Origin of the sequence: Fictibacillus sp. b24 (assembly GCF_030348825.1) — a bacterium.
Lineage (GTDB): Bacteria > Bacillota > Bacilli > Bacillales > Fictibacillaceae > Fictibacillus.
The window spans coordinates 1,551,078-1,574,555 of sequence record NZ_JAUCES010000005.1; the positions used below are offsets into that span (position 1 = coordinate 1,551,078).

The window sequence follows — 23,478 nt, forward strand, 5'->3', positions numbered from 1 at the left end:
TAATGTCGCTAACGTCTCTGCTTTATAAGAAACTTGAAGAGACCAAATGGTTAACAATGGAGGAATATATGGAGTACGCTCTATATCATCCTACAAAGGGTTATTACATGAACGATAACAAGAAAATCGGAAGAAATGGTGACTTTTATACGTCAAGTTTCGTGTCAGATGTATTTGCAACCGTTTGGGCTGATTTCTTTGTAAAGAAAATTACTCATAATAACTTAGACCCTGTAGTAGTAGAATTTGGAGGAGGCAATGGTCATTTCGCTCAGCAAATTCAAACCGCTTGGAATAACAACCATACAGCTCCTATAAAGTATATAATTGTAGAACGAAGTCCCTTTCACAGAAAATTGCTAGAAGAAGCGTTAGTAGATACATCTGTAACGATTTTAAGTTCTTTTGAAGAACTTAAACAAGAATATCCATCCTTTAGAGGCATCATTTTTGCAAATGAAGTTCTTGATGCTTTTCCGCTTCGGATCTTTAAGTCCAAAAAAGAAGGCTGGTATGAAAAAGGTGTTACCTTAAAAAGTAAAGATCGAGAACTTTCCTTCGAGTATAAAAAGGTCGAGAATCGATCCTTGCTTCAAACTTTAGATGAAATCTTTGAGAGTCGAAACAAACAGAATGAATTAGAAGTCTCTTTTCAAATGTTGCAATGGTTAAAGGAATTATATGAATGGACAGATAATGAATCTTGCTTATATTTTGTTGATTATGGGCTCAGTGGCGATGAATGGAATAATGCTTACTTGAAAGAGGGAAGTATTCGAGGTTATTACCGTCATCAAATGCAGAACGATCCTTTAGCATATCCTGGGAAAATGGATATTACATATCACATAGATTGGGAGCAAGTACAGAAGACGGGTTATCAATATAGGGTTGAAACGCTTGAGATTATGAATCAAGGTGACTTCTTGCTCAAAGAAGGCTTATTGTTACTTTTACAGGATACTCATAATCCTGACCCGTTTTCATACGAACATAAAAGAAATCGCGCTATTCGTTCCTTTTTACTCGACAGCACCCTAGCGAATGGATTCCAAGTCATACAACAACAAAAAAAGCTTACCGTGTAGAACGGGGCTTATGAAAAAGTCCCTATAAAAAAATTGAATGCGGGGATCTCCGCTCCAGGGTACATGCTTTCCGCGGGGCGGGCGGTGAGCCCCATGCCGCTTCGCGCCTTTATGGGTCTCACCTGTCCCACTCGTCCCGCAGGAGTCAGTACCCTTACGCTCCAATCCCAACATGTAAGTATGAAAAAAGGATCAAACCAGCTATTATCGAGTTGGATTGATCTTTTTTCTTTTCGGTATAAAAAAAGAATCAAATACGTGTGGATGATAACTGATGATTTAGAAACAAAAGCTAAGGTCCATTCAAGAAGAGTGTTATAAACTTGGAGCGAAAAGTAAGACTTATTCGGTAAGCATTAAATCTAACATACATATAGTACAAAAGGCCGTTAAAAACAGTGAAATCTTTATAAGTAAGGCAAAAGAACGGTACAAAGTTGAAGCGATGAACAGTGAACTCAAACAGAGACAAAAGAATTTTGAAGTTAATGGAATAAAAAAGGAAAAGGCAAGGTCAAAAAACAAGGGCTCCGCAAGTAATTTCATGCGGAGCCCTTGTTTTTTTCTAAGATTAAAAAAACCGGTTAAATAGACTGACTTAGTCATTTGGGACAATAATAAAACACCTGTTAGGCTGCCATACTACCAATTTCAATCGGGGTGTGGTAGCCTAATTTTTCTTGAATTCGCTCTTCATTATAATATTTCATGTATTGATCTACTTTTTCCTTCACTTTATCTACGGTTATAGAATTAAACTTCACATATTGGAATTCTTCAGATTTTAGATTTGAATGGAAAGATTCAATAACGGCGTTATCCCAACAATTTCCCCTTCTGGACATACTGCTAATTAATTTACTTTCTTTTATTAACTGCTGATACGCATAAGATGTATACACACTTCCTTGATCACTGTGAATAATAACCCCTTTGGGGTTTCCTCGTGATTCTAAGGCAGCTTTTAAAGTATCCGTCACCAGAGGTGCTTGTTGATGCGTATAGAGCTTGTACGCCACAATTTGATTATTGAATAGATCCATAATAGTTGAAAGATACAATGTGCTTGAACCATATTGAATATACGTAATATCGGTTACCCATTTTTGATTGGGTAAAATGGCTGAAAAATCTCTCTGTAAAAGATTTGGTGCGACAATGATGGCTTGTCCTTGAGATTTCCATTTTCTCTTTGGCTTTACACGGCACTGTAGATGATGCTTTTGCATAATGCGTTGGACAGAATTTCGATTCAAACTCATTTGATATCGACGCTTTAGTAGATGCTTAATTTTCCTATGACCATACCGGTATTTCGTCTCTTCACAAAGAGAGATAATAGCCTTCTCGGATTCAGATAACCCTTTAGATGGAGCTGCTAACCATCGATAGTAGGTTGATTTTGGAACATTTAAAGCAGATAGAATAGCTCTAACGGTGTATTTTTTTCTTAATTTCTTTACCAAACGGAGAACTACTTCTTTTTCAGCTCCTTTTCGATCTCCAAATACTTTTTTAATATTTCATTCTCCTGTTTGTAGTGATTAAATTGACGTTCTTTCTTTTCCTCTTCACTAAGGGAGTTAGGTCCAAGACCATTAGAGTATTGCTTACCGATAGGTTGATCGAACCGATGTACTTCATTATCTCGATACCATCTCATCCACGTTTTAATTTGGGACACATTTTTGATTCCATACTTATCCATGATTTCTTCGTTGGAAAATTGACCACTCATTTTATCTTTAACAACAGCCCACTTTGTTTCTTTTGAATAAACGTTTTTGCCCATGCAAAAACACCTCCGATTTTTCACTTTTAATAAGTGTATCATTTCGAAGGTGTTTTATTGTGTCCCATCTACCTAGGTTAGTCTATAAATTCAACCGGTTTTTCAATGGCCTCGTGTAACACGGACCGCTTTTCTATTGTTGCAGTTGAGAACTTCTTAGTGACCCCCGCCAGCTCCTGGAGTCATCATAAACGTTGACCAGTATGTAAATCCAACAAAGAAAACAGTTAAATAAGCACCAAAGATATAAATATACATACGCTCAGATAAGTTCAAATAACCTAATGAAACGAACATAATTGTTTGTCCTAAGAACAATAACGCCATGTCTTGCATATCGCCAAGATAAGCCATGACACCAATGATTCCAGTCCAAAAGCCTAAAACTTTATACATTCTTGACATATGTATCCCCTCCTTTTTTCGCTAATACTCGTATCCTTTAGTATTATATATGAGTTTCCACTCTCTTGTAAATGACAATTGTAAGCGGATAAATACACAATTAAAAGATAATTAAATAAAATAGGCTTTTTTTGGTTTATTATGCCTCTTTTAAAGGTAATGTAAACCAAAAGGAGTGAGTCTTATGAGTTCAATTACATTCTACACTTATCCCAGCTGCACTTCGTGTCGAAAGGCTAAAATGTGGCTTAAACAAAATAAAGTATCTTTTGATGAAAGACATCTTTTTAAAGAAACACCATCTGTTGAAGAGCTAAGAGAACTGTTAAAGCTAACAAAGTACGGAACAGAAGATATTTTGGCAAAAAGAAGCCAATCATTCAAATCTCTAGATGTTGATATTTATGACCTTTCAACAAATGAACTTCTAAAATTATTAACAAAAAATCCAAAGCTCTTAAAACGGCCTTTAGTAACTGATGGTAAACAGCTGATTGCAGGATATAGTCCCGGAGACATGAAGAAATTATGTGCAACAAAAGAAAAAGAACACATTTCAAGTCATGTGTCCTGAACGTAACACTCTTTATCTGAAGAGTGTTATTTTTTTGGCTGGGCTAGCTGGATTCGAACCAACGCATGACGGAGTCAAAGTCCGTTGCCTTACCGCTTGGCTATAGCCCAATGCAACAATAATAGTATGAGCCGTGTCGAAATTTATATGCGTTCTTTTTATAAAAAAATGCAGGAATTTGTCGTTTGATGGAAGAAAACTTTATAAAGCAAAAGAAAAGGAGGCTGATAATGCTTGCCGATAAAAATATTAGGCACCAACATCCTTCATGAGGCTTCAATACAGAAGGCGTCAGACATTCATTTTATACCAATCAAAAGAGGGGGTATCGTTCAATTTCGAATAGATGATCGGCTTATTGAATTTAAAACACTTACCCAAGAAGAATACACCCGAGTTATTGCTCATTTTAAATACTCTGCAAGAATGGATATTGGTGAACAGCGTAAACCTCAAAGTGGCGCAATGGATGTCATGCTAAATAATGTATATGTGCACCTTCGTTTTTCTTCCATACCTTCTGCTTTTAATGAATCTCTTGTTATTCGTTTACTTCCTCAGCAAGAAACCTTATCTCTTTATGAATTATCTCTTTTTCCTCAAGTGTTGCAAAAATTAATCTCCCTAATCAAAAGATCTAGCGGATTATTACTTTTCACAGGACCTACTGGATCAGGTAAAACAACAATCCTTTACTCATTGCTTCATTACCTTCAAAAACACTATAAACGGCAAGTCGTTACCCTTGAAGATCCTGTTGAACGTAAAGTAGACTCCTTTTTACAAATGGAGATCAATGAAAAGGCTGGTATAACGTATGGCGAAGGTTTCAGATCTTTATTACGTCATGATCCTGATGTGATTATGATTGGTGAAATTAGGGATGAGTCCACGGCTAGACTCGTTATCCGTGCTTCTTTAACTGGCCACCTTGTATTGTCAACGATGCATGCAGCTGATTGTATAGGTTGTATTGAACGCCTTAGAGAGTTCGGTGTTCAAGAGGGGGAACTAAATCAAACTTTAATGGGTGTAGTTTCACAAAGGCTTATTTCCATTCCATGTCGTTTTTGCGGGGATGATTGTTACGATTATTGTTTTAAAGCTAGAACCTTCAGGAGAGCCGGGATCTATGAAATGCTGTGTAATCAAGAGTTAGAATTTGCTTTAAACAAAGGTAATCATGTTAAGCCAATATATAAAAACCTTTCTCATTACTTTAACCATGCATTGTCAGCGGGATTTATTACGAAGGAAAGTTATGAAAAATGGATGGGAGGGGAGACCTAAGTTGAAGATTAGAGGCTGGAAACGAGCTTCTCAAGGAATTTTTCTTTATAAACTAGGTTATTTGTTAGATCAGGGCTATTCTATTCAAAAGAGCATTGAACTCTTAAAGGCACAACTTCCCCCAAAAAAGCTGGTATTGCTAGATGATATGCTTGAAATTCTTGCTTCAGGTGGTTCGATCCAAGATGTATTTACACCGCTTCAGTTACCCAAAGAAGTAATGAGTTCCTTATCAATTAATAGTACTAACGGAAATTTAACGAAAAGTTTAATCGAAAACGGCACCTTCATGAAAAAGAAAGCAGAATGGAACGCGCGACTGATCAAAGCACTCAGGTATCCCTTGTTTTTGTTATTTCTAACAATATGGATAGGCATTCTGTTTTATCAATTTTTATTTCCTCAATTTTCACTTCTTTTTTCTTCATTAGATGTTAAAACTCCGACTTTTACAACGTGGATGCTTTCATTTTTAGGCATGATACCGATAATAGGCTTTGTTATTCTTGTGCTTAGCTTGATCTCTTGGATCATCATTTACTTCATTAAAAAGAAAGCTAAATATTCTACACAAATGAGTTTATTAATGAAATTTCCGCTATGCAAGAGATTTTTACGCTTAAGCAACTCGCACTTTTTTAGTGTTAATTTCGGGACGATGTTAAAAAGTGGTTTGCCGGTGTCTGACGCATTAGTTGTGATGGAAATGCATTTAAACAAAGGCTTCTATAAAGAAGAAAGTCAACGGCTTCAAAAAGGATTGCTAAATGGAAAGTTACTGCCTGATCTTTTGCTGTTAAAACCATATTTCACTAAGGAATTAGCGGAGATTGTTCGATACGGTCAGGCGCATGGAGAGTTAGGTGCTGAATTGACTTCTTATGGAGAGTGGATTTTTAGTGAATTAGAAGAAATGATTTACTCCGCATTGCAGAAAATACAACCCATATTGTTTGCTGTGATAGGTGGCTTTGTATTGCTCATGTTTGCCTCTATGTTATTGCCCATGTTCAAACTGATGGAAGCATTATAAGGAGGATTATGAATGAAGAATGAACAAGGATTTACACTGATTGAAATGATGATTGTTCTGCTTATTATTTCGGTACTCATGCTAATCGCGCTCCCGAGCATGACGAAGAATAACAGCCTTGTAAAGTCATTAGGCTGTGAGGCAACAATCGATTTAGTACAGGGACAAGTGGGAGCTTATGAAGCAGAGAAAAATGTACTTCCTACAATAGAAGATTTATTTGATAACAAGTACATTGATACAAAAGTGTGTCCTGACAAAAGACCGCTGGTCATAGATAGCGAGGGAATCGTTAGTGTGAGCAGTGAGTAATCAGAAACATAAGGCATGGAACCAACAAGGGTTTAGTTTAATTGAAATGATGATCGTACTAATGATAATTGCGACAATTGGTGCAATCGCTTATCCTGCGTTTGATTCGTTTCGGAAAAATAGGGAAACCGAATATTTTTTACGATCCTTCCAAAAAGACATCGTTCATATGCAGCAAAAAGCGATTAATGAAAATCGTATGTATGTTTTATCAATTGATAATGAAAAACACGTTTATGAAGTAAGTGGCAACGCTTTAAAAAAGCCTTTAAAACGAGCTTTTCCAGAACACATACGTTTTGAAAGCTTTTCCATGTTATTAAGAGTTCAGTTTAATCAATACGGAAATATAAGTCGAGCAGGAACACTCTACATTCATTCTGCAAATGGTACGTATAAGATGGTTTTCCAGATTGGTAAAGGAAAGTTTTATGTTACGAAACAATAAGGGATATCTGTTACTCGAAGCTATGTTGGGTGTTTTACTGATTTCCGCAGTGTGTTCTATTTGTTTACCGTTCATCTATGTGGCCTATCAAGAACAAAAAGCCTCTAAAGAACTCTTGTATGCTATGACAGAAGTAGATCTAGCTGCTGCTAAAAATAGTGAAGGTCAAGAGGAAGCTACAGAAAAAGAGTGGAGTCAAGATGGGATACGATATGAGTTAAAAACAAGAAAAGGTGTTACAGATGAGTATGAAATATGTATTACGTTTAATGGTTCTAACCATAAAGAGTACACAACCTGTGCAAGTTCTTACTAAACGGATTCTTCATAAAGATGGTCATACCTTTGTCGAAGCCATTATTTCACTTGGAGTTATGCTAATACTTGCCTCACTTGTTCCGTTGCTGCTCTCCCCCATACAGAAACATCCTCCATCAATCCAACTTGAAGAAACAAGCGTATTTCTTTCCATGCTAGGAAAGGAAGTGAGGGAAGGGAAATCTGTAGAAATAAGAAATAACGGGTTGTACATTACTCAAACGACAGGTGATGTGCTAAGTTTTACAAAATATCATTCTCTTATCCGTAAACAAGTGAATGGATTAGGACATGAGGTGTGGGTACAAAATATTCAAGAGATGCTGATTGAAAAGCAGTCTGATACATCCTTGAAAGTTACTGTTATTGATACCAAAGGAAAAGAACTAATGCGTGTATTTCGGAGGTTGAAATAATGGGTGAGAAGGGATTCGTATATCCGCTTGTTGTAATAATTTGTTTTATGATGCTGATCTTCTTTAGTTTTGTTACAGAGAATGTATTTACTGAACGAGAGTTTGTTTATTTGCAAGAAGAACAAATGATTCAGGTTCGTCTGTTACAGCAAGCCGTTGATCGCGCTTCTGAATGGATAGGTGAGGTTGTTTACTTCCCTTCAGAGCACATATTGAATGTGAACGAAGGTCTTATTAAAATAGTTGCCTTAAAAATCTCAGAAGAGGAAGTTGTATTTAATATTGACTCAGTCACAGCTCGCCAGCATACAAGAAGAGTGAAAGTGTATTATAATGTAAAGCAGAAGAGCGTCACAAAATGGGTGGAGGGTTAAATTTTGAACACCATATACTTAGTCGGATTTATGGGTTGTGGAAAAACATCTGTAGGTAAACAGCTCTCTAAGCAGTTAGAAGTTCCACCTTATGATGTTGATTCGACCGTTGAAAAACTTAGAGGAAAGACCATAAAAGAAATCTTCCACAATGAAGGTGAAGAAGCATTCAGAAATTATGAATCTCTTGCCATTCGACAACTGCCGCTCGAGCATGCTGTAGTAATGACTGGAGGCGGAGCAGTCGTAAGGGAAGAAAATCTGTCTTATATGAAAAGTAAAGGAATCGTCATCTATTTAAAAACAAGTTTTCCTGTTCTATGGAATAGACTGATGAAAGAAAACGAAAGAAACAAACGACCAATATTATTAACTCGAACGAAAGAAGAAGTTCAAGCTCTTTTTCATGAAAGAAGCAAGTATTATGAGAAAAGTGATATCGAAATCGTCACTGATCATTTCACGACTGAAGAAGTATGTCATCAAATCCTCGAGAAGTTAAATCGTTTAAATACGGAGCAATTGGACAAAACTAAGAAGTGATTGTTATTTAAAAGGAGTTTTGTCAATGGCTGCAGGTACTGACGTTATTAAATTTCTCACGCAAAAAATTGTAAAATATTTAGATGAACCAAAAGGGGTAAGAAAGGAAAGACGAATTTCTAAAAAAAATGAAAGAGAGCCTTTGCTCACCTATTTGTTTGGTGTTGTTCCGATGGGTCTTGGATTAGCATTTCGAAAAAAAAGAAGAAAATAGGGATTGGCTGGAAAAAGGAAGAGCCGGGTACAGAACCTGGCTCTTATTTTTATTCTGATGTTTCATGCAAGGTAAAAGAGTCCCCCGTTAATGATCTCTACGATAATTTTCGGTTCGTATTGTGTACGGAGTGCTTCTTTCTCTACATGATAGGCATCTGGTTTTGTAAGAGAATCCTCATAAAAGCTCTCCAATAAATCCTGATCTTCTTTCCAACGGTTCCTCGCATCTTCTGCCCAAGTGTGGTCATCTGCATCAATCACTTCTTGGATTTTGTTCTCCAATCTTTTAATTGCACTCTGAGGCTTAATAAATGGAGAAAGTGTATAACAAAAGTCTGGTATTCGTTTCGTTAATAACATTTTTTGAAGACGCGTATGAAATTGATCTTCAATCGTTCCATTGATCAATTGAATCCCATAAGAAAGCACTCGATCTTTCTTTTGATCGCATTGATAGGTTACTTTAACGTTTAGACAGAGCCATGGCTGCAGCGGCACTTGTGCACCTTGTTGGGGAACAGACTCATATAGGCGAATAAAAGATGCAAGCTTTTTCGTTGAGCCGAATATTTGGTGCAGCCGTGGTGATCCAAAATGGATAAATTCACCTTTCCCATCAGGTGCTTGCTGTTGTCCTGTTACGAGTGTCAACGTCATCGGATTTGGTGTACCGCCGGTTTTCTCAAGATAATGCCAGTAGAACGGGCGATTCATTAAAACTTTGTCTAGTTCTGTGGTCAATTGAACTTTCATATAACTAAAGTTCTTTTCTAAGATTCGGCATTCATTTGCATCAAAATATCGTTCAAGAAAGCGATGTATCTCGTGCTGCTGCATGCTCTTCCCATCCTTTCTGTTTTATTCCGCCGTCGAGGTTGATTAAGGAAGCAAGATTGTCCATCTTCACTCGAATCTCACCTTCACTATCAGACGTGTTCATGATATCTGCAATATGACGTTCAATATTTTTAATCTCAAATTTTGTTAAGATCTCATCTAGCTCTCCGATAACACTTTCAAATAGATTAATTTTGTTGTATAGCAGGTTTAAAATGTGCTCTTCAATTGTGTTTTGAGTGGCAAAGTTGTAGATATGAACATCACCTTGCTGACCGATACGGTGGATACGTCCGATACGCTGCTCAATCCGCATGGGGTTCCATGGCAGATCATAGTTTATGATGTGCTGACAGAATTGAAGGTTAATTCCTTCTCCACCTGCTTCAGTTGCAATCAATACTTGAGCACGTGTTTTAAAGAGATGAGTCATCCAATCTTTTTTACTTCTTTTAAATCCGCCTCTAAACGGAACAGAAGAGATGCCATGCTGCTGCAAAAACCACTGTAAATACAATTGAGTAGCACGATACTCTGTAAAAATGATGACCTTAGAATCAATGGATTGAATCAGTTCTAAAGCTTTTAATGCTTTGGAGTTTTGTTCGACCAACTCAATTTTCTTCATCAATTCCACGATTCTGTTTTCCATCAAGGTAGTAGGAACTTCTTTTTGCAGCATATTTTTGAGTGTTAAAAAAACAGCTTCACGTGAACTGCATGCTTCACGCTGCAATGTAACGATAGAGAACTTACTTCTCTCAAAGTATGGATCACGCTTTAGTTTGGAGATTTCATCGTAAAGGTCACGTTCGGTTTTTGATAATGTAATAGGTATCGTTTTGACGAGCCGCTTCGGCCATTTTAGACCCGTTTCTTCTCTTCTGTTACGAACCATAACCTTGTTAACAAGCTGTTTGAGCTTTTCTTCATTTTTCAGCGAAGATTTATCTTCTTTAAAATCTTTATCAAAGTTCTCTCTGTTTCCTAGATGCCCAGGTTTTAATAAAGATACGAGATTAAAAATCTCCTCAACTCTATTTTGTACGGGAGTGGCTGTTAACAACAAGCAGAACTTCTTTTTTAACAGCTGTACAAATTCATAGTTTTTTGTTTTTTTGTTTTTGAGTTTGTGTGCTTCATCTATAATAACAAGATCATAATCCTGATTTAGCACGATATCACGGTGGGGAGCACGCTTGGCAGTATCAATCGAAGACACAACAACGTCGCATTGTTCCCAGACGTAAGCTTTTTTCTGTGCAATAGCAGGTATAAAGAACTTTTGATTCAATTCATTTGTCCATTGAATAACAAGTGAAGCTGGAACAAGAATTAGAATCTTTTTTGCCAGTCGTCTAATCATGTATTCTTTTAATATTAATCCTGCTTCAATCGTTTTTCCTAGTCCAACTTCATCTGCCAAAATTGCTTTTCCGTTCATCTGTTCTATAACGGTTGTTGCAACGTCCAGCTGATGAGGCAGAAAAGTCATCTGTGGCAGATGATCTGGAGCTTGAAGTCCTAGAAAATCAGGAATTGCCAGGTGATGTTCTGCCTCTAATGCTAAGTTATACAATTCCCAATTGGCCCAAGGTCCATCTTCTTCCACGCGCTTAAAAAAGTCATCGTGCCAATCTCGCTGAAACTGAACGTCGATTTTCATAACGGATTTCCTTTCTTTAAAAAAGTTCGTTGCCATTCCATTTGTAAAAATGATAGGATAATAATGTAGTAAACATAGTAATAGTATGTGCGACCTTGGACAATAACATACTCGCGAATGAAAGTAAGAGGAGAGACTGCGTTAGCGGCGCCGAAGGAGCAAACAATTGTGAAACTCTCAGGCAAAAAGACTCTTGCTAGACGCATCTCTGGAGAGTGCTTTTTAATAGATGAAAGCCACCAACGAAGAAACTCAATGATATTTTGAGAAACTTACAGGTTGCAGGACAGAGGATCCCATTTTAAGGGGTCTTTCTGTCCTTTTTTTGTCCAGAAAAGTCCGAAAATTTTTAAGTATGAAAAAGGAGGAATTCACATGGCTACATTGTTACGAACACCGCTATTCGAAACATACAAAGAACACGGTGGAAAAGTAATTGATTTTGGTGGTTGGGAATTGCCTGTTCAGTTCTCAAGCATTAAAGAGGAACACGAGGCTGTTAGAACAAAAGCAGGTTTATTCGATGTATCTCACATGGGAGAATTTGATGTACGAGGACCGAATGCATTATCGTTCCTGCAATATACGATGACCAATGATGTTTCTAAACTTCAAAACGGCCAGGCTCAATATACGGCTATGTGCTATGAAAACGGCGGTACAGTGGATGATCTTTTAATTTATAAAAGAGATGAAAACGATTACTTGCTCGTTGTGAATGCCTCTAATATTGAAAAAGATTTCGAATGGCTAAACAGCAAAAAGCCAGAAGGTGTAGAACTTGTAAATGTTTCTCCTGAATATGCACAGCTTGCAATCCAAGGACCTAAAGCAGAAGAAATTTTACAGAAGCTAACAGATACAGATCTTTCTGAGATCGGATTCTTCCGTTTTAAAGAAGATGTATCACTAGCTGGAATCTCCGCCCTTGTTTCTCGAACAGGCTATACGGGAGAAGATGGCTTTGAAATTTATTTAAAAACTGAACATGCAGAAAAGCTGTGGAGATCTTTGCTTGAAGCGGGCCATGAAGACGGCTTGCGCCCGGCTGGACTCGGGGCGCGCGACACTTTACGCTTTGAAGCTAAACTTGCTCTATACGGTCAAGAACTTACAAAAGAGATCACTCCAATAGAAGCTGGTATCGGATTCGCAGTGAAAACAGATAAAGAAGCAGATTTTATCGGCAAAGAAGTACTGGCAGAACAAAAGAAAAATGGAGCGCCAAGGAAGCTTGTCGGCATTGAGATGATCGATAAAGGTATCCCGCGGTCTCATTATGAAGTATATAAGGGCGATGTGAAGATTGGAGAAGTTACAACCGGGACACAATCGCCAACATTAAAGAAAAATTTAGGCCTTGCTTTGCTTGAAAAGGACTTTACAGAGCTAGGTACTGAAGTGGAAGTACAGATTCGCCAAAAACGCTTAAAAGCAAAAGTTGTTGCTTCACCATTTTATAAACGAGGAAAATAGAGTTTTTAAGGAGGAGAAACCATGACATTCCGCTATTTGCCAATGACAGCCCAAGATAAAAAGGAAATGCTTGAAACGATTGGAATTGAAACGACAGAAGATCTTTTTCAAGATATTCCAGAAGAAGTTCGCTTTAAAGGACGTTTACAAATTGAGGAAGCTTTGTCTGAGCCTGAGCTCGTGAAAGAAATGGGCCGTTTGGCTGCGTTAAATAAAAATACAAAAGAACATGCATCATTCTTAGGAGCTGGTGTGTATGATCACTATACTCCATCGATCGTAAATCATATGCTTCTTCGCTCTGAGTTTTACACAGCATATACGCCATATCAGCCTGAAATCTCACAAGGTGAACTTCAAGCGATCTTCGAATTCCAAACGATGATCTGTGAATTAACCGGTATGGATGTTGCCAACTCTTCCATGTATGATGGCGGAACTGCACTTGCTGAAGCGGGTCTTCTATCTGCAGCGCAAACTCGCAGAAAGAAAATCGTTGTATCCAAGTCCGTTCATCCAGAATCTCGTGATGTACTGAAGACTTATGCTAAAGGACAGCATCTACAAGTAGTAGAAGTTGAAATGGAAGATGGAATGACTTCACTTAACGCTTTGCGTGCTGAAGTGGATGAAGAAACGGCATGTGTAATCGTGCAATATCCAAACTTCTTCGGACAGATTGAACCGTTAAAAGAGATTGAAGAAATCGTTCATGGAGCGAAAGGAATGTTTGTTGTTTCTTCAAACCCGCTAGCTTTAGGTGCCCTCACTCCTCCAGGGAAATTTGGTGCAGATATCGTCGTAGGTGACGCACAGCCATTTGGTATCGCTCAAGGATTTGGCGGTCCTCACTGTGGATATTTTGCTGTAACAACTAAACTAATGCGTAAAGTTCCTGGTCGACTAGTAGGTCAAACACTTGATGAAGACGGAAAGCGCGGCTTTGTATTAACGCTTCAAGCGAGAGAACAGCACATCAGACGTGATAAAGCAACAAGTAACATTTGTTCAAACCAAGCGCTAAATGCTCTTGCTGCATCCATTGCCATGACAGCTCTTGGAAAGCAAGGTGTTAAAGAAGTGGCTCACCAAAATATCCAGAAAGCACACTATGCAAAAAAAGTGCTTGAAGAAAAAGGCTTTAAAACAGCTTTTAATGGACCGTTCTTTAACGAATTTGTCATTGAATTAAAGTGTTCTGCAAAAGAAGTGAATCAAAAGTTATTAGAATCAGGAATAATTGGAGGCTATGATTTAGGTCTATCGTATTCAGAACTAAAAAATCATATGCTTTTAGCTGTTACTGAAGTGAGAACAAAAGAAGAAATCGATCAGCTTGCAAATGTATTGGAGGGATTAGCATGCGTACAGAACATCAGTCACTAATTTTTGAATTGTCAAAGCCAGGTCGAGTGGGATACAGCATTCCTGAACTTGACGTTCCAGAAGTAAATGTGGAGTCAATTATTCCATCTGATTATTTGCGTACAGAAGAAGCTGACCTTCCTGAAGTTTCTGAGCTTCAAATCGTCCGTCATTATACAGCATTATCCAATCGTAACCATGGAGTTGATTCTGGTTTTTATCCCCTTGGTTCATGTACAATGAAATACAATCCAAAAATCAATGAAGATGTTGCACGTTTTCCTGGTTTTGCCCATATTCATCCTCTCCAAGATGAAGAGACGGTACAAGGTGCAATGGAAATGATGTACCGCTTGCAAACATCTCTAGCTGAGATTACAGGTATGGATGAAGTAACGCTTCAGCCGGCAGCTGGTGCACATGGTGAGTGGACAGGTCTTATGATGATCCGTGCTTATCATGAAGCAAACGGAGACTTTAATCGAACGAAAGTTATCGTTCCAGATTCAGCTCACGGAACGAACCCAGCATCTGCGACCGTTGCAGGTTTCGAATCGATTACCGTAAAATCGGATGAGCGCGGTCTTGTTGATTTAGAAGACTTAAAACGAGTAGTCGATCAAGATGTTGCTGCCCTTATGCTTACAAATCCAAATACATTAGGACTTTTTGAAGAACATATTTTAGAGATGGCAAAGATTGTCCATGAAGCTGGCGGCAAGCTTTATTATGATGGTGCGAATGCGAACGCGATCTTAGGTTTTGCTAGACCTGGGGATATGGGCTTTGATGTTGTTCACTTGAATCTGCATAAAACATTTACAGGACCACATGGTGGCGGAGGACCTGGATCAGGACCAGTCGGAGTGAAAGCGGATTTAATCCCATTCTTGCCAAAACCAGTACTTGTCAAAGAAAACGATGTTTACAAATTTGAGTACAATCGTCCGCAATCAATCGGACGTGTTAAACCTTTCTACGGTAACTTTGGGATTAACGTTCGTGCGTTTACGTACATCATGACGATGGGGCCTGATGGATTGCGCCAAGTGTCTGAAAATGCAGTGTTGAACGCAAACTATATGATGCGCCGTCTGGAGCCTCATTTTGATCTGCCGTTTACACAGCACTGTAAACACGAGTTCGTATTATCTGGACGCCGTCAGAAGAAGTTAGGTGTAAGAACACTCGATATTGCAAAACGTCTTTTAGACTTTGGCTATCACCCGCCAACCATTTACTTCCCATTAAGTGTAGAAGAAGCAATTATGATCGAGCCGACTGAAACTGAGTCTAAAGAAACTCTTGATGAATTTATTGAAAAGATGATTCAGATTTCAAAAGAAGCAGAAGAAACACCTGAAATCGTTCAAGAAGCACCTCACACAACAGTTGTAAAAAGATTGGATGAAGCAACAGCAGCTAGAAAGCCAATCTTAAAGTACAGCAAACAAGTATAAAATACAAAAAAAGCAGCCCGTTTTTTTGAATGGGCTGCTTTTATATGTGTTAATTTGATTTTACTCGGCCTGTCCATTTTCTGAACCCGCCATGTAAATGATGCAGTTGGCCGTACTTCTTCTTCTTAAGGAAGTTGGCTGCACGAGCACTTCTGAATCCGCTCTCGCAATATAAATAAACAGGCTGGTCGTTACGAACTTCCTTCAATCTTTGTCTCATTTGAGATAAGGGAATGTTGCGGGCTCCTAAAATATGACCCTTTTTAAACTCTTCAGGTTCACGGACATCAATCAATTGAGCCTTACGATAACCTGCCTTGAACTCTTCTTCGTTTAATGTCTTTAAAAATCTCTTTTGGTATAGACCCATACCAATCACATAGGCCAATAAAGCTACCACGATACCTGCTAAAACTATCCATCCCATAACGCTTGCACTCCTTTAAACAATCTACCACAATTATAGCGGTGGATCGCTATATAGGCAAAAGAAAAATCTAACTTTAAGCGATTGTTTTGACACATACTCCGAATTTGGTACACTAGTTACGAATGAATGGCAGGGAGACGAAAAACGTGGAAAAAGAAAACTGGTATTATATTGATTCTGGAAATTGCGAACCGGCAATAAATATGGCGATGGATGAAGCGCTTCTTACTTGGCACAGTGAAGGTAAAATCCCTCCCGTTATCCGCTTTTACGGGTGGGATCCAGCGACACTATCCATCGGTTACTTTCAAAAAGTAGAAAAAGAGATTAACCTTGATGCGGTTAAAAAATATGATTTAGGCTTTGTTAGACGCCCAACTGGAGGACGCGGGGTTCTTCATGATCAGGAGTTGACATATAGTGTAATCGTATCTGAATCGCATAAGGATATGCCTCAAAGTGTAACAGAAGCTTATCGGGTAATCTCTGAAGGAATTAAAGAAGGATTTCAAGGTTTAGGTTTGGATGCTTACTTCGCTGTTCCAAAAACAGAAGAAGAGCGAGAAGGGTTGAAAAATCCTCGATCTGCCGTTTGTTTTGATGCCCCTTCCTGGTATGAGTTAGTCGTTGAAGGCAGAAAAGTGGCAGGAAGTGCTCAAACAAGGCAAAAAGGTGTGATTTTGCAGCATGGATCCATTTTGTTGGATCTAGATGAAGATAAACTCTTTGACCTTTTTAAATACTCAAGCGATCGACTGCGCGAGAGAATGCAGTCTGCTTTTAAAAAGAAGGCAGTTGCCATCAACTCATTGCTTTCAGACCCTGTAACGATTGAAGATGCAAAAATCGCCTTTAAAAAGGGTTTTGAAAACGGCTTGAATATTAATCTTGTTCCATATACTCTTTCAAATGAGCAGTGGGCTGAAGTAGAACACATTGCTGAGACTCGCTATCGTAATGATGAATGGACATTTAGACGTTAATAACAGAAAAATCGAAACCTCCTTAGAGGTCTCGATTTTTTCTTTTGGTAAAGTGTGTAAAAACATTAGAAGTCAAGATATTAATTTTTTTTGTGATAGAGCAGGATTTTAAGAAAAACACGTGTTTTAAAGCTTTCTGTAACTTCCAATAAATACAAATCTAATTTTCAGCCAAATATTTAATAAAATCATAAAAAATAGTGTGCAATCTTCAATTTGCTGTAATATCCTCATGATTTTAAGTTTGACAATTTTTTTTCTTTGACACGAGGTTTACGTATATATAGTATAAGGGTAGAACTTATACATACAAGATATAGATATGCATCGTATGTGATTTTAATAGAGGAGGAGAAATATGGACACAGTCGCAACTGTTAAAAAGGGTATTGATATTGACGCTCTCAACAGTGATATAGCTCAGTTTCCACAAGTGCACCCCGTAACTTCTACAATGAAAACAACTCATAAAGGTGTTTCTCGATTGGTTATGCTCGATCGCTACAGCTTTAAAGACACAGAAAAGAAAACGTTAAAACCGGGTGATTTTGTTGTTTTAACCGTAAAAGAAGATCCAAAGTTTCCAGCAAGAGGACTTGGATACATTCAATCGGTCAACTGGGATGACAAAAATGCCGTCGTACTCGTTGAAGACGAATTTAAAGCGGTGCTAGAAAAACCGGAAGAAGCCGAAACAGGCTTGATCACTCGTTCACTAGATGTAATGGACAAGCCCCTAGAAGTATTTTATGAGCAAATCGCTCTGAGAAATGCGACGGGCTTAGCATCTGTAGAAACGACAGAAGAGAAGCGCCAAGAATCATTCGAGAAATTTTACAAAGAACTCTCTGAAATGAACTTTGTTCCTGCAGGACGTGTTTTATATGGAGCAGGTGCAGAAACGGATGTAACGTATTTCAACTGTTACGTGATGCCATATGTAAAAGATTCGCGTGAAGGCATCTCAGATCACCGTAAGCAAGTGATGGAGATCATGAGCAGAGGCGGCGGTGTAGGAACGAACGGATCTACTCTTCGACCGAAAAACGCACTCGCTAGAGGGGTAAACGGAAAATCATCAGGCTCTGTATCCTGGCTGGATGATATCGCGAAGCTGACGCACTTGGTTGAGCAGGGCGGAAGTCGCAGAGGGGCCCAGATGATCATGCTGGCGGACTGGCACCCTGACATTATTGATTTCATTATTTCAAAAATGCAAAATCCTAGAATTTTGCGTTACTTAATTGAAAATACAAATGACGAAAAAATTAAACAAGTTGCACAAGATAAATTAAAATTCACACCACTGACACCAGCTCAAAAAGCGATGTACGAAGGGATTCTAAGATATAAGGATATCCCAGGTACAGGTGGATTTGACTCAGACGTATTACGCGATGCTGAAACAATGCTTCGCGATGGTGGGACTTACAGTGTTCATAATTCTGAGTTCTTAACTGGAGCGAATATCTCAGTTACGATCACTAAAGAATTTATGGAAGCAGTAGAAAGTGACACTGAGTATCTATTACGCTTTCCAAGTGTTGAGGCATACACGCCTGAAGAGATGGAAGCCTACAACAACGAGTGGCATGAGGTCGGAGATGTTAGGGTTTGGGAAGAGAAAGGCTATGGTATTCGAGTATACAAACGCATCCAAGCTCGTGAACTTTGGAACCTGATCAATATTTGTGCCACATACTCAGCTGAGCCAGGAATTTTCTTTATTGATAACGCCAATGACATGACAAACGCTACAGCATATGGACAAAAAGTTGTAGCTACGAATCCGTGTGGTAAGGTGGCTTGATTTGCCTCACGTTAAAAACTGCGGAACTAAGCGGGAAGGGTGAGAATCCTAATCCGAACCGAAGACTGAGTGTAAAAGTTCAGTCAGGGGCAACGCATAGGGGATGAAACTGAGCAATTCAGAATATAATTCTCCCACGAGGCCGCAGCACTATTATAAAAATAGTGAAAAGATATGCTGAGCTGGACCAGAAACGACTGGTCGTACCTTAACTAGGGATGAGGGAAACGAACCTCCAGAAACAAAGGATAAAAAGCCTTTGTGATAACAAAAAACTGGAACAACCACTTGCACCATACAGTGTCTGCAACCTTGCTGCTGTAAACCTTGGCAACATGGCAGACAAAGAAAACAAAACAGTCGATTTTGAAAAGCTGAAACAAACGGTTGAAGTTGGCGTACGCATGCAAGACAACGTTATTGATGCAACACCATACTTCTTGGAACCAAACCGCGTTCAAGCGTTAGGTGAGCGTCGTGTGGGATTAGGAGTAATGGGACTTCATGACCTTCTTATCTATTGTGAAACAGTATATGGATCAGAAGAAGGAAACCAACTTGTAGACAAGATCTTTGAAACGATAGCTGTTACGGCTTACCGCACTTCAATCGAACTTGCAAAAGAGAAGGGTAGCTTCCCGTTCTTAGAAGGTGCATCAGAAACGGAAACTGAAACGCTAAGAAATCGTTTTATTGAAACAGGTTACATGAAAAAGCTTACGGAAGATGTTCGTGAAGATATCTTAAAATACGGCATTCGTAACTCTCACTTGTTAACAGTCGCGCCAACTGGATCCACAGGAACCATGGTTGGAGTATCAACTGGCCTTGAGCCATACTTCTCATTCTCCTACTTCCGAAGCGGTCGTTTAGGGAAGTTTATTGAAGTAAAAGCGGATATTGTAAAAGAATATTTGGACTGCAATCCTGATGCAAACGAGAACGAGCTTCCTGAGTGGTTTGTTGCCGCGATGGAGCTTGCACCAGAAGCGCATGCAGATACACAATGTGTGATCCAGCGCTGGGTAGACAGCTCGATCTCTAAAACGGTTAACGCGCCAAAAGGATACACGGTTGATCAAGTTCAAAAGGTTTACGAACGTCTTTACAAGGGCGGAGCGAAAGGCGGAACAGTTTACGTTGACGGAAGCCGTGACTCACAAGTTCTTACACTAAAAGCAGAAGAGACATTTGAACAGACCGAAATCGATCTTGGTATGGAAGAAGAAAAAAGCAAAGTCGTTATTTTAGATACGATTACAGATCTTCGTTCAACAGATGTAACAATCGGAAACGAAGTAGGCAATACTTGCCCAGTTTGCCGAAAAGGAAAGGTAAAAGAAATCGGCGGCTGCAATACATGTACAAATTGTAATGCACAATTAAAATGCGGACTTTAAAATTTGCACGGGGAAGGAACTGGAAATGTTCCTTCCTTTTTCTTTTGGACCGAATAGCACATACTAACTCCATCATTTGTGAAAAAAATTGTGGGGTGTAGTGCTATGGCTGGTGCCAATAAACCGTTTATGCCGCAGTTGATCTATTTTGAACCGCGTGCACTTGAATATCCGTTAGGAAAAGAACTGTTCGACCGATTCAGCAAGTTGGAAGTGGAGATCAGAGAAACGACTTCGCATAATCAAATCCGTGATCTGCCAGGTGACAATGATTTTCAAAAGTATAGAACCGCAAAATCAACGCTTGTAGTCGGAATCAGAAAGACTTTGAAGTTTGATTCGTCCAAGCCTTCTGCAGAATACGCAATTCCTTTAGCGACGGGATGCATGGGTCATTGTCATTATTGTTACTTACAGACGACTCTTGGCAGTAAGCCTTATTTACGAACATATGTGAACACGGATGAAATCTTTGCTCAAGCCGAAAAGTATATGCAAGAGCGAGCACCTGAAGTTACTCGCTTTGAAGCATCATGTACATCAGATATCGTTGGAATTGATCATTTAACACATAATTTAAAAAGAGCGATTGAATTTTTTGGTGCAACCGACTTAGGCAGACTTCGTTTTACGACAAAGTACCATCATGTTGATCACTTACTCGATGCTAAACATCAAGGAAGAACACGATTTCGATTTAGTGTGAATTCGAATTATGTAATTAAAAACTTCGAACTCGGCACTAGTCCGCTCGAAGAACGTATTAATGCAGCTATACGAGTAGCGGAAGCTGGATACCCGTTAGGATTTATTGTGGCTCCACTTTATCTTCATAAAGACTGGGAAGAAGGATATAAAGAGCTTTTTGACATTTTAGAAGCGAAAATTCCGAAGCATTTAACAAACGACCTGACGTTTGAACTTATACAACACCGTTTTACGAAACCTGCAAAACGAGTTATTGAAAAAAACTATCCTAAATCTAAGCTTGAAATGAACGAAGAAGAGCGTAAATACAAGTGGGGACGTTATGGAATCGGTAAATATGTCTATCAAGATGATCAAGCAACAAGATTGCGGGAAACCGTTGAAAATTACATTCATACGATGTTTCCTTCAGCAAAGATCGAGTATTTTACGTGATGGAGTAGTTAATAGGTTCCCTTGTCACGCTCACCATTCTATAGTATCCTTTTTATAGAGACCAAGCTGGTTTAGTATATAGGGAGGGAACATTTTGCCGCCAACCCCAAGTATGGAAGACTATATAGAACGCATTTACGCCTTAATCGAAGAGAAAGGCTATGCCAGGGTATCAGATCTTGCTGAAAACCTAGAAGTGCATCCCTCTTCTGTGACCAAGATGATTCAGAAACTCGACAAAGGCAAGTATGTCGTTTATGAAAAATACAGAGGATTCGTTTTAACGCCTAACGGTAAAAAGCTAGGTAAGCGATTAGTTTACAGACATGAATTACTTGAAGAATTTTTAAAGGTTATCGGTGTAGACCAAGAAAACATCTATCAAGATGTTGAGGGGATCGAGCATCACTTAAGCTGGAACGCGATAGACCGAATTGGAGATCTTGTGCAGTTCTTTGAGGAAGACGAGAGCCGACTAAAGCAATTACGAGAAGTACAAGCGAAGAATGAAGAACAAGAACAATCATAATTTATATGGTTGTTTTTTTGTGCGCCTACTACAGGTTTATAGCTGGCAAGCGGACAGTAAATTGTAAGAAGTGGACAGTAAAACGTGAAAAGCGGCCAGTATTTTTCTAAAAGTGGACAGTAAATTGAGAAAACCCGACAGTATTTTTGAAATATGGACGGTAAAGGTTATTATATAAATTTTATTTTCATAAATCGGTAATATGGGACATCTTCTGCTGATTAGGATAGTAGTGGAGGAGATGTTTATGCGGATTGATGGTGTTTTTTCTGGTGGAGGCATCAAGGCACTTTCTTTGATTGGAGCTGTTGAAGCGGCTGAAAATCGGGGGCTTACTTTTGAGAGGGTAGCTGGAACGAGTGCGGGTGCGTTGATGGCAGCTTTAATTAAGGCGGGTTATTCGGCAGGAGAAATGAAAGAGCTCATTGATCAATTGGACTTTCGAAAATTTCTTGATACGAGTAAAACCATTGTGCCTATTCCTTTTATGAACTGGTTAAAGTTATATTGGAAACTAGGATTGTTTAAAGGGGATTATTTGGAAAACTGGGTGGCGTCCCTTTTAGCTGCAAGGGGAATTGTTACGTTTGCGGATATTCCTTATGGAAGCTTAAAGATTATTGCCTCTGATATTACAAGAGGAAGATTGATTGTTTTGCCAGACGATTTAGAAGAATATGGGCTGCTGCCTGAACGTTTTCCTATTGCTCGAGCAGTAAGAATGAGCTGCAGCCTGCCTTATTTTTTTTATCCCATTAAGTTGTTTAATCGAGTTGGACAGAAAAGCTATATTGTTGATGGAGGAGTGCTTAGCAACTTTCCGATGTGGCTGTTCCAAAGAAGAGATCGCGTTCCAATCCGCCCTGTATTAGGGTTTCAGTTAAGTTCGTATATTAATGATCATATACCAACACATAATGTGAAGAATGCCGTACAGTTGTTTAAAGCCTTATTTGAGACGATGATGCAAGCACACGATAACCGTTATATTGATTCACACGATGCAAGAGATATAATATTTATGCCGGTTAAACATGTTTCGGTAATAGATTTCCAGCTTTCGTCAGAAGCAAAAAATGAATTATATACATTCGGTCATGACCGAGCAGAGCACTTTTTGCAAAACTGGATTACAGGTAAGAGGTATCCTCATCCAGCGCATCCATCATACAAAAATCGAGCCTAATCCTAAAAGGAGGCTCGATTTTTTTTCTTGTTCTTTTTACCTTCGATTACGGTTAAATGATGTTCACGTGTTCTCTTTTTCTGAGCGGAACTTTTTGCAGCCTTTTTGTTAGGAAACAGCGGAGATGCTTTCGGCGGTTTCTGATTGGAGCCATACCGCTTTTGCGACTGTTTGACTGCTTTTCTATATTTGCCGTTTACACCCGATGAGGTTCTCCGAAAGATAAAGTAAAACACGGCGACCACTGCTGCTCCGATCAGAATGGTTGTAAATAATTGGCGAGGTGAAGTGATCAATTGATAAAGAATTCCTACAACAGCCAGTGAAATAACGAACCAAATGATGGGATGCAATTTTCTGCTATTCTGTTGCAACAGGTTCACC

24 protein-coding genes, 1 tRNA gene, 3 pseudogenes and 1 riboswitch are annotated in these 23,478 nt (G+C 38.8%); of the genes and pseudogenes, 21 read left to right on the top strand and 7 right to left on the bottom strand.

The window, feature by feature from the left end; all coding sequences use genetic code 11:
* Positions 1 to 2: 2 nt before the first annotated feature.
* The gene (locus QUF49_RS07940) at positions 3 to 1,088 is read left to right on the top strand and encodes an SAM-dependent methyltransferase (RefSeq protein WP_289495146.1); all 1,086 of its coding nucleotides are present in this window, start codon (positions 3 to 5) and stop codon (positions 1,086 to 1,088) included.
* 283 nt (positions 1,089 to 1,371) lie between these two features.
* Positions 1,372 to 1,557, top strand: a pseudogene (locus QUF49_RS07945) (IS5/IS1182 family transposase); the annotation flags it as partial.
* A gap of 160 nt (positions 1,558 to 1,717) precedes the next feature.
* On the opposite strand, the gene QUF49_RS07950 reads toward QUF49_RS07945, so the two are convergent.
* Together QUF49_RS07950 and QUF49_RS07955 are read right to left on the bottom strand one after the other, a co-directional pair.
* A protein-coding gene (locus QUF49_RS07950; RefSeq protein WP_289495147.1) for an IS3 family transposase occupies positions 1,718 to 2,880 on the bottom strand; the annotation gives its coding sequence in 2 pieces (ribosomal slippage) (positions 1,718 to 2,604 and positions 2,604 to 2,880; 1,164 coding nt in all).
* A 156-nt stretch (positions 2,881 to 3,036) separates the two neighbouring features.
* On the bottom strand, positions 3,037 to 3,285 hold the full coding sequence (locus QUF49_RS07955) for a DUF2626 domain-containing protein (protein ID WP_066242314.1): 249 nt from the start codon (positions 3,283 to 3,285) through the stop codon (positions 3,037 to 3,039).
* A 184-nt stretch (positions 3,286 to 3,469) separates the two neighbouring features.
* Between QUF49_RS07955 and QUF49_RS07960 the strand changes: the two genes are divergently transcribed.
* On the top strand, positions 3,470 to 3,859 hold the full coding sequence (locus QUF49_RS07960) for a Spx/MgsR family RNA polymerase-binding regulatory protein (protein WP_289495148.1): 390 nt from the start codon (positions 3,470 to 3,472) through the stop codon (positions 3,857 to 3,859).
* A 35-nt stretch (positions 3,860 to 3,894) separates the two neighbouring features.
* Here the strand turns inward: QUF49_RS07960 and QUF49_RS07965 are convergent.
* Positions 3,895 to 3,969: transfer RNA gene (locus QUF49_RS07965), tRNA-Gln, on the bottom strand.
* 124 nt (positions 3,970 to 4,093) lie between these two features.
* On the opposite strand from QUF49_RS07965, the gene comGA reads away from it, so the two are divergent.
* Genes comGA through QUF49_RS08010 form a run of 9 tightly spaced genes read left to right on the top strand, consistent with a single transcriptional unit; the run spans position 4,094 to position 8,807 of the window.
* The gene (gene comGA, locus QUF49_RS07970; protein WP_289495149.1) at positions 4,094 to 5,149 is read left to right on the top strand and encodes a competence type IV pilus ATPase ComGA; all 1,056 of its coding nucleotides are present in this window, start codon (positions 4,094 to 4,096) and stop codon (positions 5,147 to 5,149) included.
* Positions 5,043 to 6,182 carry a competence type IV pilus assembly protein ComGB gene (gene comGB, locus QUF49_RS07975; protein ID WP_289495150.1) on the top strand — a complete coding sequence of 380 codons (1,140 nt, stop codon included), beginning with the start codon at positions 5,043 to 5,045 and terminating at the stop codon, positions 6,180 to 6,182. Before comGA ends, comGB begins: the two co-directional genes overlap by 107 nt.
* Before the next feature lie 12 nt (positions 6,183 to 6,194).
* Complete coding sequence (comGC, locus tag QUF49_RS07980) at positions 6,195 to 6,494, top strand: competence type IV pilus major pilin ComGC (protein WP_289495151.1); 300 nt, start codon at positions 6,195 to 6,197, stop codon at positions 6,492 to 6,494.
* Positions 6,487 to 6,942, top strand: a complete 456-nt coding sequence (gene comGD / locus QUF49_RS07985) for a competence type IV pilus minor pilin ComGD (protein ID WP_289495152.1) — start codon at positions 6,487 to 6,489, stop codon at positions 6,940 to 6,942. The genes comGC and comGD overlap by 8 nt, the downstream gene beginning before the upstream one ends.
* A complete protein-coding gene (locus QUF49_RS07990; RefSeq protein ID WP_289495153.1) occupies positions 6,926 to 7,258 on the top strand; it encodes a hypothetical protein in 333 nt (110 codons plus the stop codon). Before comGD ends, QUF49_RS07990 begins: the two co-directional genes overlap by 17 nt.
* Positions 7,185 to 7,676, top strand: coding sequence for a ComGF family competence protein (locus QUF49_RS07995; protein ID WP_289495154.1), 492 nt, complete (start codon positions 7,185 to 7,187; stop codon positions 7,674 to 7,676). Before QUF49_RS07990 ends, QUF49_RS07995 begins: the two co-directional genes overlap by 74 nt.
* A complete protein-coding gene (gene comGG / locus QUF49_RS08000) occupies positions 7,676 to 8,050 on the top strand; it encodes a competence type IV pilus minor pilin ComGG (RefSeq protein WP_289495155.1) in 375 nt (124 codons plus the stop codon). Before QUF49_RS07995 ends, comGG begins: the two co-directional genes overlap by 1 nt.
* Before the next feature lie 3 nt (positions 8,051 to 8,053).
* A complete protein-coding gene (locus QUF49_RS08005) occupies positions 8,054 to 8,593 on the top strand; it encodes a shikimate kinase (protein WP_289495156.1) in 540 nt (179 codons plus the stop codon).
* A gap of 25 nt (positions 8,594 to 8,618) precedes the next feature.
* Positions 8,619 to 8,807: a YqzE family protein gene (locus QUF49_RS08010; RefSeq protein ID WP_289495157.1), complete on the top strand. Its 189-nt coding sequence runs from the start codon at positions 8,619 to 8,621 to the stop codon at positions 8,805 to 8,807.
* Between the two features lie 62 nt (positions 8,808 to 8,869).
* Here the strand turns inward: QUF49_RS08010 and QUF49_RS08015 are convergent, their stop codons facing one another.
* Together QUF49_RS08015 and QUF49_RS08020 are read right to left on the bottom strand one after the other, a co-directional pair.
* A complete protein-coding gene (locus QUF49_RS08015) occupies positions 8,870 to 9,646 on the bottom strand; it encodes a YqhG family protein (protein WP_289495158.1) in 777 nt (258 codons plus the stop codon).
* Positions 9,615 to 11,312 (bottom strand): DEAD/DEAH box helicase, encoded by a 1,698-nt coding sequence (locus QUF49_RS08020; RefSeq protein ID WP_289497608.1) that lies wholly within the window; start codon positions 11,310 to 11,312, stop codon positions 9,615 to 9,617. Before QUF49_RS08020 ends, QUF49_RS08015 begins: the two co-directional genes overlap by 32 nt.
* A 117-nt stretch (positions 11,313 to 11,429) precedes the next feature.
* A riboswitch (glycine riboswitch) is annotated at positions 11,430 to 11,515 on the top strand.
* 172 nt (positions 11,516 to 11,687) lie between these two features.
* On the opposite strand from QUF49_RS08020, the gene gcvT reads away from it, so the two are divergent.
* The 3 genes from gcvT to gcvPB are packed head-to-tail and all read left to right on the top strand — an operon-like array spanning position 11,688 to position 15,613.
* Positions 11,688 to 12,788 carry a glycine cleavage system aminomethyltransferase GcvT gene (gene gcvT, locus QUF49_RS08025; protein WP_289495159.1) on the top strand — a complete coding sequence of 367 codons (1,101 nt, stop codon included), beginning with the start codon at positions 11,688 to 11,690 and terminating at the stop codon, positions 12,786 to 12,788.
* Positions 12,789 to 12,809: 21 nt separating this feature from the next.
* Entirely contained in the window at positions 12,810 to 14,174 is a 1,365-nt protein-coding gene (gene gcvPA / locus QUF49_RS08030; RefSeq protein ID WP_289495160.1) for an aminomethyl-transferring glycine dehydrogenase subunit GcvPA, read from the top strand.
* Positions 14,150 to 15,613 carry an aminomethyl-transferring glycine dehydrogenase subunit GcvPB gene (gene gcvPB / locus QUF49_RS08035; RefSeq protein ID WP_289495161.1) on the top strand — a complete coding sequence of 488 codons (1,464 nt, stop codon included), beginning with the start codon at positions 14,150 to 14,152 and terminating at the stop codon, positions 15,611 to 15,613. The genes gcvPA and gcvPB overlap by 25 nt, the downstream gene beginning before the upstream one ends.
* Before the next feature lie 49 nt (positions 15,614 to 15,662).
* Here the strand turns inward: gcvPB and QUF49_RS08040 are convergent, their stop codons facing one another.
* A complete protein-coding gene (locus QUF49_RS08040; protein ID WP_289495162.1) occupies positions 15,663 to 16,040 on the bottom strand; it encodes a rhodanese-like domain-containing protein in 378 nt (125 codons plus the stop codon).
* Between the two features lie 149 nt (positions 16,041 to 16,189).
* Here QUF49_RS08040 and QUF49_RS08045 point away from each other — a divergent pair, with 149 nt between their 5' ends.
* The 6 genes and pseudogenes from QUF49_RS08045 to QUF49_RS08070 all read left to right on the top strand — a co-directional run bounded on the left by QUF49_RS08045 (position 16,190) and on the right by QUF49_RS08070 (position 23,094).
* Positions 16,190 to 17,026, top strand: a complete 837-nt coding sequence (locus QUF49_RS08045) for a lipoate--protein ligase family protein (protein ID WP_289495163.1) — start codon at positions 16,190 to 16,192, stop codon at positions 17,024 to 17,026.
* Positions 17,027 to 17,384: 358 nt separating this feature from the next.
* Positions 17,385 to 18,824: pseudogene (locus QUF49_RS08050) on the top strand (vitamin B12-dependent ribonucleotide reductase); the annotation flags it as partial.
* Positions 18,825 to 19,114: 290 nt separating this feature from the next.
* Positions 19,115 to 20,236: pseudogene (locus QUF49_RS08055) on the top strand (vitamin B12-dependent ribonucleotide reductase); the annotation flags it as partial.
* A gap of 105 nt (positions 20,237 to 20,341) precedes the next feature.
* Positions 20,342 to 21,379, top strand: a complete 1,038-nt coding sequence (gene splB / locus QUF49_RS08060) for a spore photoproduct lyase (RefSeq protein ID WP_289495164.1) — start codon at positions 20,342 to 20,344, stop codon at positions 21,377 to 21,379.
* A 112-nt stretch (positions 21,380 to 21,491) separates the two neighbouring features.
* Entirely contained in the window at positions 21,492 to 21,908 is a 417-nt protein-coding gene (gene mntR / locus QUF49_RS08065) for a transcriptional regulator MntR (protein WP_289497609.1), read from the top strand.
* A 247-nt stretch (positions 21,909 to 22,155) separates the two neighbouring features.
* Positions 22,156 to 23,094, top strand: a complete 939-nt coding sequence (locus QUF49_RS08070) for a patatin-like phospholipase family protein (RefSeq protein ID WP_289495165.1) — start codon at positions 22,156 to 22,158, stop codon at positions 23,092 to 23,094.
* A 2-nt stretch (positions 23,095 to 23,096) separates the two neighbouring features.
* Here the strand turns inward: QUF49_RS08070 and QUF49_RS08075 are convergent, their stop codons facing one another.
* The gene (locus QUF49_RS08075) at positions 23,097 to 23,468 is read right to left on the bottom strand and encodes an SA1362 family protein (RefSeq protein ID WP_289495166.1); all 372 of its coding nucleotides are present in this window, start codon (positions 23,466 to 23,468) and stop codon (positions 23,097 to 23,099) included.
* Between the last annotated feature and the right edge of the window lie 10 nt (positions 23,469 to 23,478).

What these genes read in the sequence shown, in the direction of transcription:
- gcvT (WP_289495159.1), top strand. Translation starts at nt 11,688, where the DNA reads ATGGCTACATTGTTACGAACACCGCTATTCGAAACATACAAAGAACAC.
- QUF49_RS07990 (WP_289495153.1), top strand. Translation starts at nt 6,926, where the DNA reads ATGTTACGAAACAATAAGGGATATCTGTTACTCGAAGCTATGTTGGGT.
- comGC (WP_289495151.1), top strand. Translation starts at nt 6,195, where the DNA reads ATGAAGAATGAACAAGGATTTACACTGATTGAAATGATGATTGTTCTG.
- QUF49_RS07995 (WP_289495154.1), top strand. Translation starts at nt 7,185, where the DNA reads ATGAGTATGAAATATGTATTACGTTTAATGGTTCTAACCATAAAGAGT.
- gcvPB (WP_289495161.1), top strand. Translation starts at nt 14,150, where the DNA reads ATGCGTACAGAACATCAGTCACTAATTTTTGAATTGTCAAAGCCAGGT.
- QUF49_RS08040 (WP_289495162.1), bottom strand. Translation starts at nt 16,040, where the DNA reads ATGGGATGGATAGTTTTAGCAGGTATCGTGGTAGCTTTATTGGCCTAT.
- comGB (WP_289495150.1), top strand. Translation starts at nt 5,043, where the DNA reads ATGTTAAGCCAATATATAAAAACCTTTCTCATTACTTTAACCATGCAT.
- comGG (WP_289495155.1), top strand. Translation starts at nt 7,676, where the DNA reads ATGGGTGAGAAGGGATTCGTATATCCGCTTGTTGTAATAATTTGTTTT.
- QUF49_RS07955 (WP_066242314.1), bottom strand. Translation starts at nt 3,285, where the DNA reads ATGTCAAGAATGTATAAAGTTTTAGGCTTTTGGACTGGAATCATTGGT.
- splB (WP_289495164.1), top strand. Translation starts at nt 20,342, where the DNA reads ATGGCTGGTGCCAATAAACCGTTTATGCCGCAGTTGATCTATTTTGAA.
- QUF49_RS08015 (WP_289495158.1), bottom strand. Translation starts at nt 9,646, where the DNA reads ATGCAGCAGCACGAGATACATCGCTTTCTTGAACGATATTTTGATGCA.
- QUF49_RS08010 (WP_289495157.1), top strand. Translation starts at nt 8,619, where the DNA reads ATGGCTGCAGGTACTGACGTTATTAAATTTCTCACGCAAAAAATTGTA.
- QUF49_RS07960 (WP_289495148.1), top strand. Translation starts at nt 3,470, where the DNA reads ATGAGTTCAATTACATTCTACACTTATCCCAGCTGCACTTCGTGTCGA.
- QUF49_RS08070 (WP_289495165.1), top strand. Translation starts at nt 22,156, where the DNA reads ATGCGGATTGATGGTGTTTTTTCTGGTGGAGGCATCAAGGCACTTTCT.
- gcvPA (WP_289495160.1), top strand. Translation starts at nt 12,810, where the DNA reads ATGACATTCCGCTATTTGCCAATGACAGCCCAAGATAAAAAGGAAATG.
- QUF49_RS08020 (WP_289497608.1), bottom strand. Translation starts at nt 11,312, where the DNA reads ATGAAAATCGACGTTCAGTTTCAGCGAGATTGGCACGATGACTTTTTT.
- QUF49_RS07940 (WP_289495146.1), top strand. Translation starts at nt 3, where the DNA reads ATGTCGCTAACGTCTCTGCTTTATAAGAAACTTGAAGAGACCAAATGG.
- mntR (WP_289497609.1), top strand. Translation starts at nt 21,492, where the DNA reads ATGGAAGACTATATAGAACGCATTTACGCCTTAATCGAAGAGAAAGGC.